The organism is Nonomuraea sp. NPDC050022 (assembly GCF_044460705.1).
Lineage (GTDB): Bacteria > Actinomycetota > Actinomycetes > Streptosporangiales > Streptosporangiaceae > Nonomuraea.
Genome location: NZ_JBITKE010000019.1, coordinates 200,028 through 214,022, shown reverse-complemented (window position 1 = coordinate 214,022; position 13,995 = coordinate 200,028). Strand labels below are relative to the sequence as shown.

Sequence of the window (13,995 nt, the reverse complement as noted above, 5' to 3'; positions counted from 1 at the left end):
CGATAGCCGGGCCGCCTGGCTGACCCACCGCTGAAAACACGCAGGTGGCCCAAGTCAGTACGCGACCCAACCACCCTCACGAAACATCGAGGCTAGCTTTGTGCTGCACGTGCAGCAGCCACTCGAAACGGGGTATTTTTTTTACATGAGTGCCCAGTACGCATGGTCTGAACGCTTCCCTGTAAGGCCTCCGGTTACCAAAAGTTCTGATTACCCGACAGTCAGTCCACTCGGCGATCTGCATCCCCCGGCTACCGAAGCAGAGGTCCGCCAGCTTGAAGAGCGGCTGGGCATGGAGCTGCCGCCAGGTTACCGGCAGTTTCTCCTGTTCGCCAACGGGTGGGGCAGCGACGATGACTGCTGTCTGCTGCGTGTCAAAGAAGTCGGCTGGCTCCGCGATGTCGATCCCCCGATCGCCGAGAGCTGGTCAGCACCCAAGCGGGAGAACTCATGGAGCGTGCCGGACGAGCTCTACGGGATGCGCTTGGGCTGCTCAGTGCCGAGGACAGCCCTGCTCGGCGGATTCGGGACCTCGTACTCTCCTTCACGTTTAGGCGGGTAGGTACTCTTGTTCGTTGCGGGGTTGAGAGCGTCCTTGATGTGCTGGGCTGTCTCTGGGAATTCCGTGCCGCTTCTGGTGGACATAACGAATACGCGTTTCGATCTGGTGTTGATGCAGCCGCCGACGCGATCCTCGACCTGCGGGTCACCCGCGCCGAACGCGAGGCTGTCGCAGCGGAAGTGGGGCATCCATCGCTTCCAGCCCGCGGGCACGTCCTTACCCTCGCGTGCGACGCCGACCCACTCGCCCTTGACGTCAATGACCTTCTGGCTGAAGAGGGGCAGGCGCAACCACTCCCGCCCAAGGTCGGTGTAGAGCACGACCTCGGGATGGAACGCGCAGGTGATTACGCCCGGATTATCGATGGCCGTTCGAATGTTGAAGGTATCGTACGGGCTGGATTGCCATGTAGAGATATCCTTCTTCTTTTCTCCGTCGCCAGTAGTGCAGCCCTCATTTGTGAGAGGAGGATCCGGAATATCCAGTCTCGTTGTGATGGGCAGGTCGCTCAACTGGTTCCCGGGCTTGACCACACGCCCGTCTTCACCGATGAGCGCGAAATCATCGAGCTGGATGAACATCTTCATGTCCGTCGGCTTGATGCCGGTTCCGGCCCCATCCACCACACCGGTTCCGGTCGCGTTTCCGAGATAGCTGTGGATGACTACCGTGGCCCGGAAGCGGAGGGCGAGGTCTTCATCGAACGGCTCATCCAGCTGCTTGCAGGCCCAATTGAAGACCGGATTCTTGAACAGGCTTTTACAGCCGGCTTTCACCAATCTGCCGCTCGACTCGTCCTCTACGTAGTCGTTTACTTGGAGGTAGGAGGACCAGCAGGAGTTGTACGGCAGTTCGCGGATTCGCGCATCGTACTCGCCATGCCCGGTTTCGCTTCCGCTGACCTGGCATGTTTGCAGATTGATGCGCTCGTAATCAAAGTCGCCGGTCGCAGCCACGGCCTGGGTAGACGCGGTCTCCTGCTGTGCGCGCACAGCCACAGGCGTCAGAGCCGGGGCCATCACACTGGCGACCTCATCAGCGCTGAACGGGCGTTGGTAGATTTGGACCTCGTCGATGCTCCCTGCCATCGCCGCGCCGATCCGTAGCGAGGCCTGGGCGTTCCAGGCGGGGAAGGACAACTGCGCGGTCCCGGACTGTGCCCCGTTCAGGTACAAGGTGGCTGTGCGGGTGTCCGCATCGTACACGCCCGCTAGGTGGAACCACTCATCGACGGGCGACTCGACCCCGGACAACACGCCTTCGACCGTCGCACTGGTGGCGTCAGTGCTGGTGAAGGTGAATACCAGACCATGATCGGCGGTATTGCCGAGGCGGAAGGGCGCCTGGTGGGTGCCCTTCTGCTCGAGGACGATGTAGTCGCCATCCTTATTGCTCCAGCGCAGCCAGGCGGCCGTGGTGAAGCTCTGGTCGCTGCGGATCGCCGGGCCGGAGGTCTGGGCCAGGGGCTCTTCGCCGGGTTGGGTGACGTCGATGGTGACCTGTTGCCAGTCTGACCAGGCCGAGGCGGCCTGGTCAGAGACCGCGCGCAGGCGCCAACGCACCTTCCATCCGTCAGCCAGCTTGCCCGCCGGGACCGCGATGCTCACCTGGGTGCCGGAGGCCACGCTATCCACGGCGCCAGTCCAGATCTGGCCGGTGCCCTGCCCGGTCGCGGCCGGGTCGTGCTCCATCTCGGCTTCGGCCCGCAGCGCCTGGCCAGTCGGGTGGGTGAGCGTGGCCTGCAGCGTGGGGGTGAGCGCGGTGGTCACCGTCACGCCCTCCACCACCTTCGACGGGGTGACGGTCAAGCCAGTGGCGGTGGGCTTGGGCAACCTGACAGTGAAGGACTGCCAATCCGACCAGGCAGAGGCGGCGGTGGCCGAGACCGCGCGAGCCCGCCAGCGCACCTTCCACCCGTCGGCCAGCTTGTCCGCCGGGACCGTGATGTTCGCCTGGGTGCCAGCCGGGACGTTGTCGGCGCTACCGGTCCAGATCTGGCTGTTCCCTTGGCCTTCGGGTGCGGCCGGGTCGTGCTCGATCTCGGCCTCGGCCCGCAGGGGCTTCCCGGCGGGGTCGCTCACCTGGGCCAGCAGGGCCGGGGTGACGGTGGGGGTGACGGTGGTGCCGTCTACCTGCTGGGACGGGGTGACCTGGAGCGCGCCCACGGCCGGTTCGGAGACCGGGTCCGGCACATCGACAGTCAGGGCCTGCCAGTCCGACCACGGCGATCCGACTGTGGTGGCGGTGTTGATCGCGCGGGCCCGCCAGCGCACCTTCCACCTGTCGGTCAGCTTTCCGTCGGGGACGGTCGCCGCGGCTTGGGTGCCGGAGGCAACGTTGTCGACAGCGCCGGCCCAGATCTGGCCGGTGCCCTGTCCGGTCGCGGCCGGGTCGTGCTCAACCTCAAATTCGGCTCGTACTGGCTGTGCGGCCGGGTCGGTGACCGTGGTGCGCAGGGCTGGGGTCAGGCTGGTGGCCGTGGTGACGCCGTTCACCACCTGAGAGGGGGTGACTGCGAAGGCGCCGACCGTCGGGTTGGGCACATCCACGGTGGCCGTCTGCCAGGACGACCACGCCGAGGCGGTGGCCGCGGTGACATTGGCCGCGCGGGCCCGCCAGCGGATCTTCCAGCCATCGGCCAGCTTGCCCGCGGGGACGCTTACCGTGGCCTGCCCGCCGGAGGCGGTCACCGCAGAGGCGCCGGCCCAGATCTGGCCGGTGCCCTGTCCGGTCGCGGCGGGGTCGTGCTCGACCTCGAACTCGCCGTTGAGACGGCCGCTCGCGGTGTCGGCGACGGTGGCGGCCAGTTGCGGGGTGAGCGAACTGGTCACGGTGATGCCGTTCACGCTCTGTGCCGGCGTGATGGCGTGATGGCGAGGTTCGAGACGACCGGGTTCGATACCGGCCCGCTGGTGGTGATGGTCAGCGTGGGCGGCTGGTTGAAGTCGGTGTCTTCGGAGGCAGTGAGGTAGCGCCAGTTGTTCGCGGTGCCCTCGGTCGGTGACTGCACCACCAGGCCGTGGTCGGCGGCTCCGGCGGCCCAGTCCTGGGCGATGCCGGTGACGTTCCACTCCAGGCGCTGAGCTCCGCCGGAGCAGGCGAGGTCGTAGCCGGCCTTGTTGATCTGCGCGTCCTCGGTGGTCGCGGCCGGCTTGTTCGCCCAGTAGAGGTTGTCGATGTTCCAGGCGCCGGTTACTCGGCGAACCTGAAGGCCGTCACCGACCGACGCTCCACAGGCCGAGCTTTCGAAGTTGTACAGCGACGCCTTCGCGTCGGTCACTGTCTGGCCCTGCAGACTTCCGGTGGGGAAGCGCAGGTACGAGCGCATTTTCTGGTCCTGCTGCACGCCGGCGATCATGATCGGGTTGCCGGGGGACGCCGGCCAGTCCACCGTGTCGGTGCTGGCGAGCGTGACGTCCTCACTGCTCGTCGACGCCGCCAGAGGCTGTATCCGGACCGGGTAGGTGGTGGCGGAATCGGCCAGGAACCGGTGATCGGGTTTGAGCACCAGCTCGGTGCGGCCATCCTTGGTGGCCACCTCGGTGTTGACCTTGGAGCTCTCGGCCAGTGTGTGACGGCCCTTGGCGCTGCCGTCCCACATGGACGGCTGTGGTGCCGAGGCGACCAGCTTCTTGTCCTTGCCCTTCAGCAGCAGCCGGCCGGCCTTGCCCTCGGACAGGGTCAGGCCCTCGTCTTCGACGCCGATGCGCAGCTCCAGCGGCTTGGACGGCCGCTGACGCAGCACCACCTCATGCCGGAACCCGGTCGGCAACACCGTCACCACCAAGTCGGCGCCCACGCCCGCGGCGTCGATGTAGGTGACGACACTGCCCTTGACCGTCGGCTTCGGCAGCGGCGTCGGCCAGCGCAGCGCGTACGACTTGCCGTCGACGGACATCTTCACGAACGGGTCCGTGCCGCCGGCGGAGATCTCCACGGCCGTGTCCTCGGCGATAGCCTTGGGCCGCAGCTTGCCGCCCTGCTCGGCCAGCGTGGTGTCGATCGACGCCCAGCCGGTGCCCTGCCTGGTCCGCACCGGACCGGTCGTGACCTCGGTCTTGAACGTCTTCCCGTCAGGCTGGGCGTAAGTAATGCTGGTGGCGGTCGTCTCGTCGACGACCTCGACGGGCTTGCCCTGCGTGGCCGCCGACTGAGAGGCGGCGATCCGCGCCTGCGACGGCACGTTGGAGATCGCGTTCCTGCTCTTGCCGCCGATCCAGGCCGCGGTGTTGCTGAGCGATGCGTTGTGACCGTTGCCGGACGAGTCGGCGGCAGTCTTTCCAGCGCCCTCGTCGAACGTCCAGTTGGCGGCCGCCTGATCGATGGTGCGGAAGGACCAGGTGTAGGGAACCATCTCATTCTCCCACGCGTCGATCGCTCCTGAGACCTCGACGGTGTACATTGCGCCGGGGTGAAGCGGCTGCATGGGAGTGAAAGTCGCGATCTTCTTGGTGGCGTCCAGCAGGGTAGTGCCCTGGATCTGGGCACCCTGCGTGCTCTTCACCACGAACTCTGGATCGAAGATCTCCTCCGAGAACGTTACCCCGAGCTGGGAGCCCAGGGAGACATCGGTGGCGCCGCTGCTCGGCTCTGTCGCCACTACCCGCGGCGGTGTCGTGTCCTCACCGTCTGGATTGGTGGTGTCGTCGCTATCGCCGGGATCCGGCACTGCGGGGGAGAGCTTGTCGACTCCGATCAAAGTGCCTCCGCTGTCCCGCTGCCCTTCATTTGCAGCGATCAGCTCATCGCTCAGCGGTTCGATCAGCTCGTCGAGTTCTGGCACGTAGACGGATTTGGTAAGAGCTTCCTCGTATTCTGGGATCGAGGTGAGCGGCTCCCGTGAGGTGGTAACCACCGTTGCCAGGCGTGGCGGCCTCTCATGTGGGGATGGCGTGTCTGCCAAACGATCTCACCCTCGACACCGACCGCTGCGATTTGCCCGAAACCCGCGAATGCGGCCCACCGGCCATCTTCGCTTACCGCAGACGCATGCCCACGGAATATCTCCTCATCCTCGGATGCGCCGGTCAGGTCGACTCCGTCGGGCGGCGCAAAACGTGCGACGACCTGCAAGTCTTCATCAGCAGCGACGCAGAGTCATCGATCCCGGTAACGCACCAGCCTCCCCTTATCCGGGTCGGTGACCCTGCCGTATCACCGGACCCCTCAGCGATCAACGCTGCCGTGACATCGACATGTTCAACTTCCGCTGGATTCGGCATTCGGCGATGTTAGCGTCTCGCTTCGCCAACCGGCCTTGGACGACCGCTTGGCTCCCGCACCCAGCGCCGCGCTCCCCGCTATGAACTGGGGAAAGTCAACAAGCGGCCCACGGCCCTGACCGACAAACGCGACCTCGAAGGTTAAAGAACAGACTTAGGGCCCACGCGGTGCAAGAAGTCGGCCACCCCGCGAGCTCCGAAATCACCTCAGTCACCGTCTCCCGCGTCACCCGCAGCCGCGACCACGCCTCCCGCTCGACCTCCAGACGAGCGGTCAACTCCGCGATCCGGGACTCCAACTCCTCCACCCGAGCACGAGCCGCGGTAGAAGGACGTCACCCCGGCCACAGCCCCCATCAGCGAACTTGCCAATCAGCGCTTCCGACGGGAGGAGTCACACCCTCCCTGGAAGGTTTGTTGGTCAGTCGGCTGGTGGTGGGCCAATCCCGAGGACTGGCAGGCAGTCGCCGACGGCGACGAGTTCGATGTCGTCGCGCCGTCGCTTGATCCACTGCTCCCGGGTCAGCCGCCACCGCCTGATCTCTGCCGGCTCGCCGCGCCGGGTGTCCCAGTCGACGCCGTTCGGCACGTAACCCAGTGCCTGCGAAACGCGGTTCGAGGCGTGGTTGTCGACGAAGGCATCGCTGCCCGCCTCACGGGCCCCGAGCCCGTCGAAAGCCAGCTGCAGCACTGCCTGCCGCATCTCCTTGCCCAGGCCGCCGCCCCGAACGTCCGGGCTGAGCCAGGAGAATGTGGTGACCGTGCCGAACGCGGCGAAGTCGCGGCCGATCAGATCCTGCATGCCCACCGGTTCGCCGTCGACGACTACGACGAAGTACAGGCGCCACAGGCTCTCACTGACCTGGCCCCGGCCACGCCACACCGCCCGCAGCCAACCCCACTCGCGCTCCGGGCTGTCCGCATAGAGGGACATCGGATCGTCGAAGGGCCACGGGGGCTTGACGGCCACACCCTTGCGCACCGTCGGGACCAGGCGTTCTAGGAGCTCATCTGTCGCCCCGAGCAAGGACAGCCGAGGTGTGTGCACCTGCACGTTCAGCGGGGGATACGCGGACAGAGGCGAGCCAGTCGTCGGCATGGGCGCAACCGTACGGGCCGACCGGCACGGCGCGCATCACATATTCGGCCCAGCCCCTGAGCACGCCTTCGCCTCGTGCACTGTCACAGGCCATCGACAGTCGAGACGCCCACTCCGGCCCCCACCCGCCTGGTCTACCAGCGGCAGACTCAGGGCCAGGTCTTGGCCTCGGACTCGAACACCGCGCGGTCGCTCTCCACAGGCAGCACGCACATGAGATGCCCGCCGGGGACGCGCAGGGTACGGCACTCCTGCCACCGCGCCACCTCACTCGCGCCCAGGGAGAGCAGGCGCCGGGTCTCCGCCTCGACGTCGTCGGTCTCGATGTCCACGTGGAAGCGGGGCGCGTCGTCGACCGACTGCACGGCCACGAGCGGGCCGGGCTCGGGCAAGGCACCGTGCAGCGAGATGAACTGCTCCTCGGAAGGCAGCGGACGAGCCGTGGCCCCCAGCGCCGCAGCCCAGAACGCGGCCGCCGCCTCAGCCTCCGGCGTGGGGGTGTCGATCAGGAGGGCGTACACACGACTGCGATGCATGGTGATCATGCTAAGTGATCGACTTCGTCAATCCTTCGAGGGTGATGCGGCGGGGTTCGGTACGGCAGGCTGGTGGTCGCAGCCAGGTCTCCGTTGTCTGTAGTGTGCCGAAATGACAAGAAGCGAGCGACTCGCGGACCAGCTGGACCGGCACTGGCACAAGAACCTGCGGCCGCGGCTGGACGGTCTTGCAGATGAGGAGTACTTCTGGGAGCCGGTGCGCGACTGCTGGAGCATCCGCCCATGTGACACGTCGGCCACACCGATGTCGGCAGGTTCAGGGGAATGGATGATGGACTCCGCGTCCCCCGCCCCGGTGCCGGCGCCGGTGACCACGATTGCATGGCGGCTGGCGCACATCATCGTCTCCTGCCTCGGCTATCGGGTCGGATGGCACTTCGGCGGCCAGGACGTCGACTCCCAGACATTCGCCTACGCGGGGACCGCTGACGAGGCGCTAAAGCAGCTCGATGACATGTATGGGAGATGGAACGCGGGGGTCCGCGAGCTCTCGGACGCTGACCTGGAGAATCCGCCCCCGGTGGGTCCCGAGCAGTTTCCCATGGAGGGCATCGTCCTGCACGTCAACAGGGAGCTGATCCATCACGGCGCCGAGATTTCCCTGCTGCGCGACCTCTACCGCTGGCAGGACGGAGCTGTACCGCGCTGAATATGACTTTCCGGTAACCGGCGATCGAGCTTCGGAACCCGCAAAACCAACCCTGCCAGACGATCTACACCTCAGGCTGCCGCCCACCACCAGCCCGAGCACCCGAACGGCCCTCACGCCACCACCCTGATCAGCTACTTCAAGATGGCGCAGCTTCTCTGTTCATGTCGCTCAATCTGGCCAGCAGGTCCTCGAGGCCGCCCGAAAGAATCCCTCGACTTCGTCTGCGATCTTTATGTGACCAACGCCGACCGTTGAAGCCAGTCGGAGTCTTGGGACCATCCGGCCGGAATTGCCTGATAAGCCGTCCTCTGCACGATCAGGGGTACGCCGACATGCGAGCCCGACAGGCGCCGGCGAGCGATGTGGACATGGTCGTGGACCCCCGCCAACGCGGTCTGACCAGCCCGTTGGCACCACAGGTGGGCGACCTTCACCACCTCATGCACCTGGCGCTCAACCGATGTGACGCCATCCCTGGCGTCGACCGACGGAGCCATGACCCATATCGCACGCCGGGCATGTCACGTTCCCGGCAGCTCATCTCGTCCGTGTAGTGCGCAACCGGCCTATCACTCGCACGGACAAGGGGACCATCGTGTTCGCCGCCTACCTCGTGATCACTCTCCTCGCCTCGGCCGTCGTCGGCCTGGCCGCCATCGCCAACCTCATCGGCCATGAATACCCCAAGAAGCAGGCGGACCAGCTTCGCGTGCCCCGTTCCTGGATGCTCCCGCTGGGCATGATGCTGGCGGCGGGCTCGCTGGGACTGCTGGCCGGGTTCGCCGTTCCGATGCTGGGCCTACTCGCCGCCGCCGGCCTCGTGTTGTACTTCCTCGGCGCGTTCTGCGTACATCTGCGGGCTCGTGACCACCACTTCGGCGCCTGGTCCGTGTTCTTCACGCTGGCGGCGGCTGCCCTGGCCGTGAACCTGGCCTACTACTGAGTCCCGGCCCAAACCAGCTCAGTTCGTCCCCGACGCCTCAGCCCGCAACCCCCTTGAACCCCAGAACCAGGCTCTACATTCAGTCGTGATCTACCGCCACAGACCTGTCAGCTCTCTCGGGTGAGCGACTGACCAGGAACTATAGGTCAGGGTTATCAGCACCCCTGCGACGCCCGTCACACGCTGCTCCGCCTGACCATTCCCCTGCCTCGGCCCGCGCCAGGGGCGCGGCATTATGTGCGTCTTCCCTTGGCGGATTTATCACATCGCGGGAGGTCGAACTCCCCATTCTTGGCTCCTCCGATGAACGCCTTCCATTCACCGGAGTTGAAGACAAGACTCGGGCCGCTAGGGTTCTTGCTATCCCTGACGGCGACATGATCGCCAACTCGGGCGATCTCCACACACTGTCCATTGGCACTGCTCAGCGAACTCTTTCGCCAGCGTGCTTGCGTCAGATCAAGCTCGTCGTGCATCGCTACCTACCCCTTGGGAGTCTGAGATGAACCGAACGGAATCGGTTGGACTCGCCGCAATCTCTTGAAGGTTGCCAAAATCTAGTGTATATCGAGACACTTCGGATTCCCGTTCCACGAAGAGATCTCCCGCCGCCGAGTCGATGTAGACCACGTCCGCGTCGGTCTCGGGGGGAAATTCCAAGATTGAGAACGAGCCGGTCATACCTGGGTGTGCCCCTGCCGAGTAGGGAATGACCTGGAATGACACGTTGGCGAGTTTGGACATCTCCGCGATGTGATCGATCTGCTCCTCCATGACAGAGCGGTCGCCAACCAGTCGTCGGATGGCTGCCTCATCGACGATCGCGGACAGGTGAAGTCGACCTTCTCGGAGAAGTGATTGGCGAGCCAGGCGGACCGCGACGCGACTCTCTACCTCGTCTTCAGAAGCCCCTCTCAAGCCCGCGCCGATTACCGCTCGCGCATAACGCGCCGTCTGGAGAAGACCCGGGACAAGCAGGCTCTCGTAGTTGCGCACCGACGCCGCATCTGCTTCGAGGCCGATGTAGGTTGAATGCCGGGGTGGCAACACGTCCCGATATGCCTCCCACCATCCCCTCTCCCGAGCTTCGCGGGCCAGGGTAAGCAATGCCTCGGCTTCCGTTTCCGGAACCTTGTAGAGCTTCAAGAGCGTACGCACATCCGCCGTTGACGCTCCACGGCGCCCGGTTTCCATGCGGCTCAGCTTCGTTGCATGCCAGTTCCCGGCGGCAGAGACCTGGTCAATGCTCAGTCCGCGCTGTTCACGGAGACGGCGAAGCTCTGCGGCCAATCGCCGACGCCGGACGGTAGGGCTCTGGCTTGTCACACGATCATCCTCTCGGTGCGGCAGCAGCAGTCTCCCACGCCAAGGGTGAATCAGTGAGATAAAGGTAGCAACTGACTTACTCATGGCAGATTCCGCTTGAATGGCAGTTGCCAAAACTCTGGAAACGACTGCACACTATGCACGTGCTCACACGTGCGCATGAGTGTTGCCGCTGAATCGACGTCGCACATCAACTCGCCGCACGTCTGCTCAATGACCAACCGGAGGAGGGGTCTTTTATGCGTAAATTCGACTACGAAGAGTAGCTATTTATAAACTTAGTGCGACTTTAATGGGATCTGTCGCAATTCGGGCTGTCTCACGCGGTGGAGTGTCCATCGACGGTTGAACCGTTCATCGCCATACGCACAGCGCGGGGTCTTCTGTACGTGAGAGCGGCTTTGAGAGGTCAGCAGTGAATCTTCACGTGGGGTCACGGTCGGGGTCGATGAGTGGATGCGTACGACATGAACGCGGCTACGCAGGTTCTGGGAGGTGGCGCGGTGAACGAGCGGTTTCTTGGTGAAGTCGTGTTGCCGGGGGTGGCGCAGTCGGTGGCGGTGGCTCGTCATTGCGTCGGGGAGATGCTGGCAGCGGCAGGGCATCGGGTCGTGGAGGATGTGCAGTTGATCGTGAGTGAGTTGGCCAGCAACGCGCTGATTCATACCGCTTCGGGGCTGCATGGTGGGGTGATGACGGTGGAGGTCGTCGCCGTTGATGCCGAGATCGTTCGCATCGAGGTGACCGACGACGGGGCGAACACCGTTCCTCGATCGCGCGCGTCCGGCGATGACGACTGTCACGGGCGCGGTCTGTGGCTGGTCGAGCAGATCGCGCTCAAGTGGGGCGTGCGCCTGTTGGGCGCGGGGCAGCGCGCGGTCTGGGCGGAGACGTTCACGGGTCAGGCCGTGCCTGTCTTCGCCGGGGAAGGCGTGATGGCCGGGGTCGCGCGCAGAGGGCCTGAGGTGAAGAGGCGAACTGGGTACTCGGCCCCTGGCAGTTTCCCCCTCATTGCACGGCGCCGCACGTGTCCGCTGTCCAGTCGCGCTACGAGGAGCTGGCATGGAACGCTCCACGCGGGGGTGAGCCGGACGGCCGAGTAATGCAGTGGACCTGCGACTGCGATGAGGTCTTTTACGAACTGATCGCGCTCGGCGGGTTGCGGTTCATTCGCAGGACAGCTCTCCGGGCCGGGAAGGCCGTCATTCATGAGAGTGAACGCTGGTCCTTCCATGTGGCAAATGCCATGTGGAGCGCACTGATTTCCGGGCATGTCAGATGAAGTATGAGAATCCCGAAGCCGCGTGGACCATGAACTTGGGCTTGGTTAGCAGAGCTGAGAACAGGGCCGCGACCTGCGGTAGTCTCAAGCCCTTTCCTTCCCTTTGCTGGACGTGACCGTTCTTGTCCTCGGGTCTGAGGAACAGAAAGGGCGACGCGAGCACATGACGGCTGGCCGATGCACTCACAGCCTCGAATTCAGCGACGACGTCGTGATCAAGCGCTACACATCATGGGGGCGAGGAGAGCCCCACCGGGAGTGGGCTGCACTCACACTGCTCGCCGAACACGCGCCTGACCTCGCACCCACGCCTTTGGACGCCGCACTCGACGCTCACCCACCCACGATCGTGATGACCAGGCTGCCCGGCCGTGTCCTGCGCGGCGAGCATGCCACGGACGAGCAGGTCAGCGCGATGGCCACCGCCGTGAACCGATTGCACCAGGCAATCCCTACTCGGGTGGTGGAAGGAGTCGCCCCCGCCTCCTGGGGGCCCGCCGCAGCTCTGAACAAAGCCCGCGTCTGGGCCGACAAGCGACCCGACCTCGGCGCGAACCCCCTTGTGCGGCACGCCCTCCAAGCGGGATCCGCCTGGCTGGCATCCAGCGATCCTGACCAGCTCGTGACGAACCCCCATCCGCCTGTCCTCGGGCTAGCGGATGGCAACCACGCGAACCTGCTGTGGGACGGACACGAGCGACGCTTGCGGCTTATTGACTGGGAAGACTCCGGCCGCAGCGATCGCGCCTTCGAACTTGGCGAGGTAACCGAGCACATCTCCCGCATCGACGGCGCCCTGGACGCCGAGCAACTGCTGGCTCACATCGACCTGGCCCCGGGGGAAGCCGAGCGGGTGCGGGGCTTCCGCCGCCTGATCGCGCTGGGCTGGTTTCTCCAGCTCGGCCCCGATGGGCCGGCGACACCTCATAACCCGATGGGCACCCTGGACCGCCAGATAACCCGATGGGCACCCTGGACCGCCAGGCCGAGAGGGTTCTGCGACTTTTCCGCTAAGTCGCGTACGTCTCCACATTGATCGGGGCTGCCCCGCCGTGGTCCGCTCCAACCAGCCGACCAGGCGAAGCGTTTCTTGGAAGGCTAGAGCGACATGGCCTCGACATCGAGGTCGGCGGCGAGGCGGCGCATCGTCAGCGACTTGGTCCCCTCCGCATCCGCCAGGACGACCGCATCCGCCAGCACGCGCTCGCGGCTGAGCGGCTCGCGGAATGCCTTCGCTGCCATCGGCCTTCCACCCCCTTGTCGGCGTCTTACATCGTAAGCTACCTTACGAGGTAAGGCGCACAGTCGATCTGTCGCTGGCCGCCGCGCCGACACGGCCCGCAAGGAGAGCCACCATGCACGCGCTGATCCGCACCGCCCGCACGACCGGGCTGCTCTACCTCGGCCTCGCCGTCACCGGCGCACTGGGCTTCCTGCTCATCCGGCCGCAGCTCTTCACGGCCGGCGACCCCGGTGCGACGCTCGCCCACCTGGTCGACCACGAATCGCTCGCCCGCGCCGGGGTCGCCTTAGAGCTGCTCATCGTCGTCACCCAAGCCCTCACAGCGACATGGTTCTACCGCCTGTTCCGCACCGCACACCCGCTTGCCGCCGGCGGTATCGCCGCCCTCGGCCTCATCAACGCGGTCGCGATTCTCTCCAGCGCGGCGCTGCTCGCCACAGCGGTCCAGGTCGCGCTCGCCCCGATCGGCGACGCAGCGGCCGTCGTCCAGGTCCTGTACCTGGTCAGCGGCAACCTGTGGGGCGTGGGAGCAGTGTTCTTCGGCCTGTGGCTCATCCCCATGGGCTCGTGCGTGCTCCGCTCGGGCTGGATGCCCCGCCCGCTCGGCTGGATTCTCATCGGCGGCGGCATCGGCTACCTGCTCAGCGCGTTCGTCGGATACCTCGCCCCCGGCGCACAGGGCATCGCAGACGCTCTCACCGTCCCCGCGACCGTAGGGGAGCTCTGGATGGTCGGCTACCTGCTGATCCGCGGCGTCCGCCGTCACGCGCTCGACCAAGCCCCGTCAGGTGCGCCCACGGCGGCACCCGCAGCGGGTTGACGGGTCCCAGGCCGCTACGATCACCAACGCGACCCCCACCTCATCGCCGCCTGGGGGTCAGACCCACACGCAATCGGCCGTTGACAGCAGGCTCTCCTCATCAATCCAGCTTCGGATTGACTGTCACTCCAAGCTGGCAGCGTGTATGGCTTGGCGACGTTGACGGCCCAACAAGGAGGCATCCCCCACGGGTCGGTCTCGGGGATACAGGCTGAGTTGGTGCCGGTTTCGATGAGTTGCCGCCGTGCTCAGTCCGCTCCAACCAGCCGACCAGGCGAAGCGTGCTTGG

General features: G+C 65.5%; 13 protein-coding genes. 6 read left to right on the top strand and 7 right to left on the bottom strand.

The features are described 5' to 3' along the window. Positions 1 to 145: 145 nt before the first annotated feature. Positions 146 to 562, top strand: a complete 417-nt coding sequence (locus ACIBO2_RS53795; protein WP_358536158.1) for an SMI1/KNR4 family protein — start codon at positions 146 to 148, stop codon at positions 560 to 562. On the opposite strand, the gene ACIBO2_RS53790 is transcribed toward ACIBO2_RS53795, so the two are convergent. The 4 genes from ACIBO2_RS53790 to ACIBO2_RS53775 all read right to left on the bottom strand — a co-directional run bounded on the left by ACIBO2_RS53790 (position 472) and on the right by ACIBO2_RS53775 (position 7,419). Next, positions 472 to 3,408 carry a LamG-like jellyroll fold domain-containing protein gene (locus tag ACIBO2_RS53790; protein ID WP_397304936.1) on the bottom strand — a complete coding sequence of 979 codons (2,937 nt, stop codon included), beginning with the start codon at positions 3,406 to 3,408 and terminating at the stop codon, positions 472 to 474. The two genes, ACIBO2_RS53795 and ACIBO2_RS53790, sit on opposite strands and share 91 nt — an antisense overlap. After that, positions 3,405 to 5,345, bottom strand: coding sequence for a DNRLRE domain-containing protein (locus ACIBO2_RS53785; protein WP_358536113.1), 1,941 nt, complete (start codon positions 5,343 to 5,345; stop codon positions 3,405 to 3,407). The genes ACIBO2_RS53790 and ACIBO2_RS53785 overlap by 4 nt, the downstream gene beginning before the upstream one ends. Positions 5,346 to 6,205: 860 nt before the next feature. Continuing rightward, positions 6,206 to 6,883 (bottom strand): GNAT family protein, encoded by a 678-nt coding sequence (locus ACIBO2_RS53780; RefSeq protein WP_358536111.1) that lies wholly within the window; start codon positions 6,881 to 6,883, stop codon positions 6,206 to 6,208. A 149-nt stretch (positions 6,884 to 7,032) separates the two neighbouring features. After that, on the bottom strand, positions 7,033 to 7,419 hold the full coding sequence (locus ACIBO2_RS53775) for a VOC family protein (RefSeq protein WP_358536109.1): 387 nt from the start codon (positions 7,417 to 7,419) through the stop codon (positions 7,033 to 7,035). A 112-nt stretch (positions 7,420 to 7,531) separates the two neighbouring features. On the opposite strand from ACIBO2_RS53775, the gene ACIBO2_RS53770 reads away from it, so the two are divergent. Both ACIBO2_RS53770 and ACIBO2_RS53765 read left to right on the top strand, forming a co-directional pair. Further along, on the top strand, positions 7,532 to 8,089 hold the full coding sequence (locus ACIBO2_RS53770) for a DinB family protein (RefSeq protein ID WP_397304935.1): 558 nt from the start codon (positions 7,532 to 7,534) through the stop codon (positions 8,087 to 8,089). 556 nt (positions 8,090 to 8,645) lie between these two features. After that, positions 8,646 to 9,035 carry a DoxX family protein gene (locus ACIBO2_RS53765; protein WP_358536105.1) on the top strand — a complete coding sequence of 130 codons (390 nt, stop codon included), beginning with the start codon at positions 8,646 to 8,648 and terminating at the stop codon, positions 9,033 to 9,035. Between the two features lie 233 nt (positions 9,036 to 9,268). Here the strand turns inward: ACIBO2_RS53765 and ACIBO2_RS53760 are convergent, their stop codons facing one another. Next, complete coding sequence (locus tag ACIBO2_RS53760; RefSeq protein ID WP_397304933.1) at positions 9,269 to 9,511, bottom strand: DUF397 domain-containing protein; 243 nt, start codon at positions 9,509 to 9,511, stop codon at positions 9,269 to 9,271. Beyond that, a complete protein-coding gene (locus tag ACIBO2_RS53755) occupies positions 9,495 to 10,445 on the bottom strand; it encodes a helix-turn-helix domain-containing protein (protein ID WP_397304932.1) in 951 nt (316 codons plus the stop codon). Before ACIBO2_RS53755 ends, ACIBO2_RS53760 begins: the two co-directional genes overlap by 17 nt. A gap of 368 nt (positions 10,446 to 10,813) precedes the next feature. On the opposite strand from ACIBO2_RS53755, the gene ACIBO2_RS53750 reads away from it, so the two are divergent. Next, on the top strand, positions 10,814 to 11,464 hold the full coding sequence (locus tag ACIBO2_RS53750; protein WP_397304931.1) for an ATP-binding protein: 651 nt from the start codon (positions 10,814 to 10,816) through the stop codon (positions 11,462 to 11,464). A gap of 291 nt (positions 11,465 to 11,755) precedes the next feature. Further along, positions 11,756 to 12,679 (top strand): aminoglycoside phosphotransferase family protein, encoded by a 924-nt coding sequence (locus ACIBO2_RS53745; RefSeq protein WP_397304930.1) that lies wholly within the window; start codon positions 11,756 to 11,758, stop codon positions 12,677 to 12,679. 62 nt (positions 12,680 to 12,741) lie between these two features. Here the strand turns inward: ACIBO2_RS53745 and ACIBO2_RS53740 are convergent, their stop codons facing one another. Then, positions 12,742 to 12,885: a hypothetical protein gene (locus ACIBO2_RS53740; protein ID WP_358536093.1), complete on the bottom strand. Its 144-nt coding sequence runs from the start codon at positions 12,883 to 12,885 to the stop codon at positions 12,742 to 12,744. A gap of 113 nt (positions 12,886 to 12,998) precedes the next feature. On the opposite strand from ACIBO2_RS53740, the gene ACIBO2_RS53735 reads away from it, so the two are divergent. Then, on the top strand, positions 12,999 to 13,706 hold the full coding sequence (locus tag ACIBO2_RS53735) for a DUF4386 domain-containing protein (RefSeq protein ID WP_358536091.1): 708 nt from the start codon (positions 12,999 to 13,001) through the stop codon (positions 13,704 to 13,706). The last annotated feature ends 289 nt before the right edge of the window (positions 13,707 to 13,995 follow it).

Excerpts from the sequence above, each read along its gene's own strand:
- ACIBO2_RS53735 (WP_358536091.1), top strand. The coding sequence starts at position 12,999 with ATGCACGCGCTGATCCGCACCGCCCGCACGACCGGGCTGCTCTACCTC.
- ACIBO2_RS53755 (WP_397304932.1), bottom strand. The coding sequence starts at position 10,445 with ATGAGTAAGTCAGTTGCTACCTTTATCTCACTGATTCACCCTTGGCGT.
- ACIBO2_RS53795 (WP_358536158.1), top strand. The coding sequence starts at position 146 with ATGAGTGCCCAGTACGCATGGTCTGAACGCTTCCCTGTAAGGCCTCCG.
- ACIBO2_RS53770 (WP_397304935.1), top strand. The coding sequence starts at position 7,532 with ATGACAAGAAGCGAGCGACTCGCGGACCAGCTGGACCGGCACTGGCAC.
- ACIBO2_RS53740 (WP_358536093.1), bottom strand. The coding sequence starts at position 12,885 with ATGGCAGCGAAGGCATTCCGCGAGCCGCTCAGCCGCGAGCGCGTGCTG.
- ACIBO2_RS53780 (WP_358536111.1), bottom strand. The coding sequence starts at position 6,883 with ATGCCGACGACTGGCTCGCCTCTGTCCGCGTATCCCCCGCTGAACGTG.
- ACIBO2_RS53760 (WP_397304933.1), bottom strand. The coding sequence starts at position 9,511 with ATGCACGACGAGCTTGATCTGACGCAAGCACGCTGGCGAAAGAGTTCG.
- ACIBO2_RS53775 (WP_358536109.1), bottom strand. The coding sequence starts at position 7,419 with ATGCATCGCAGTCGTGTGTACGCCCTCCTGATCGACACCCCCACGCCG.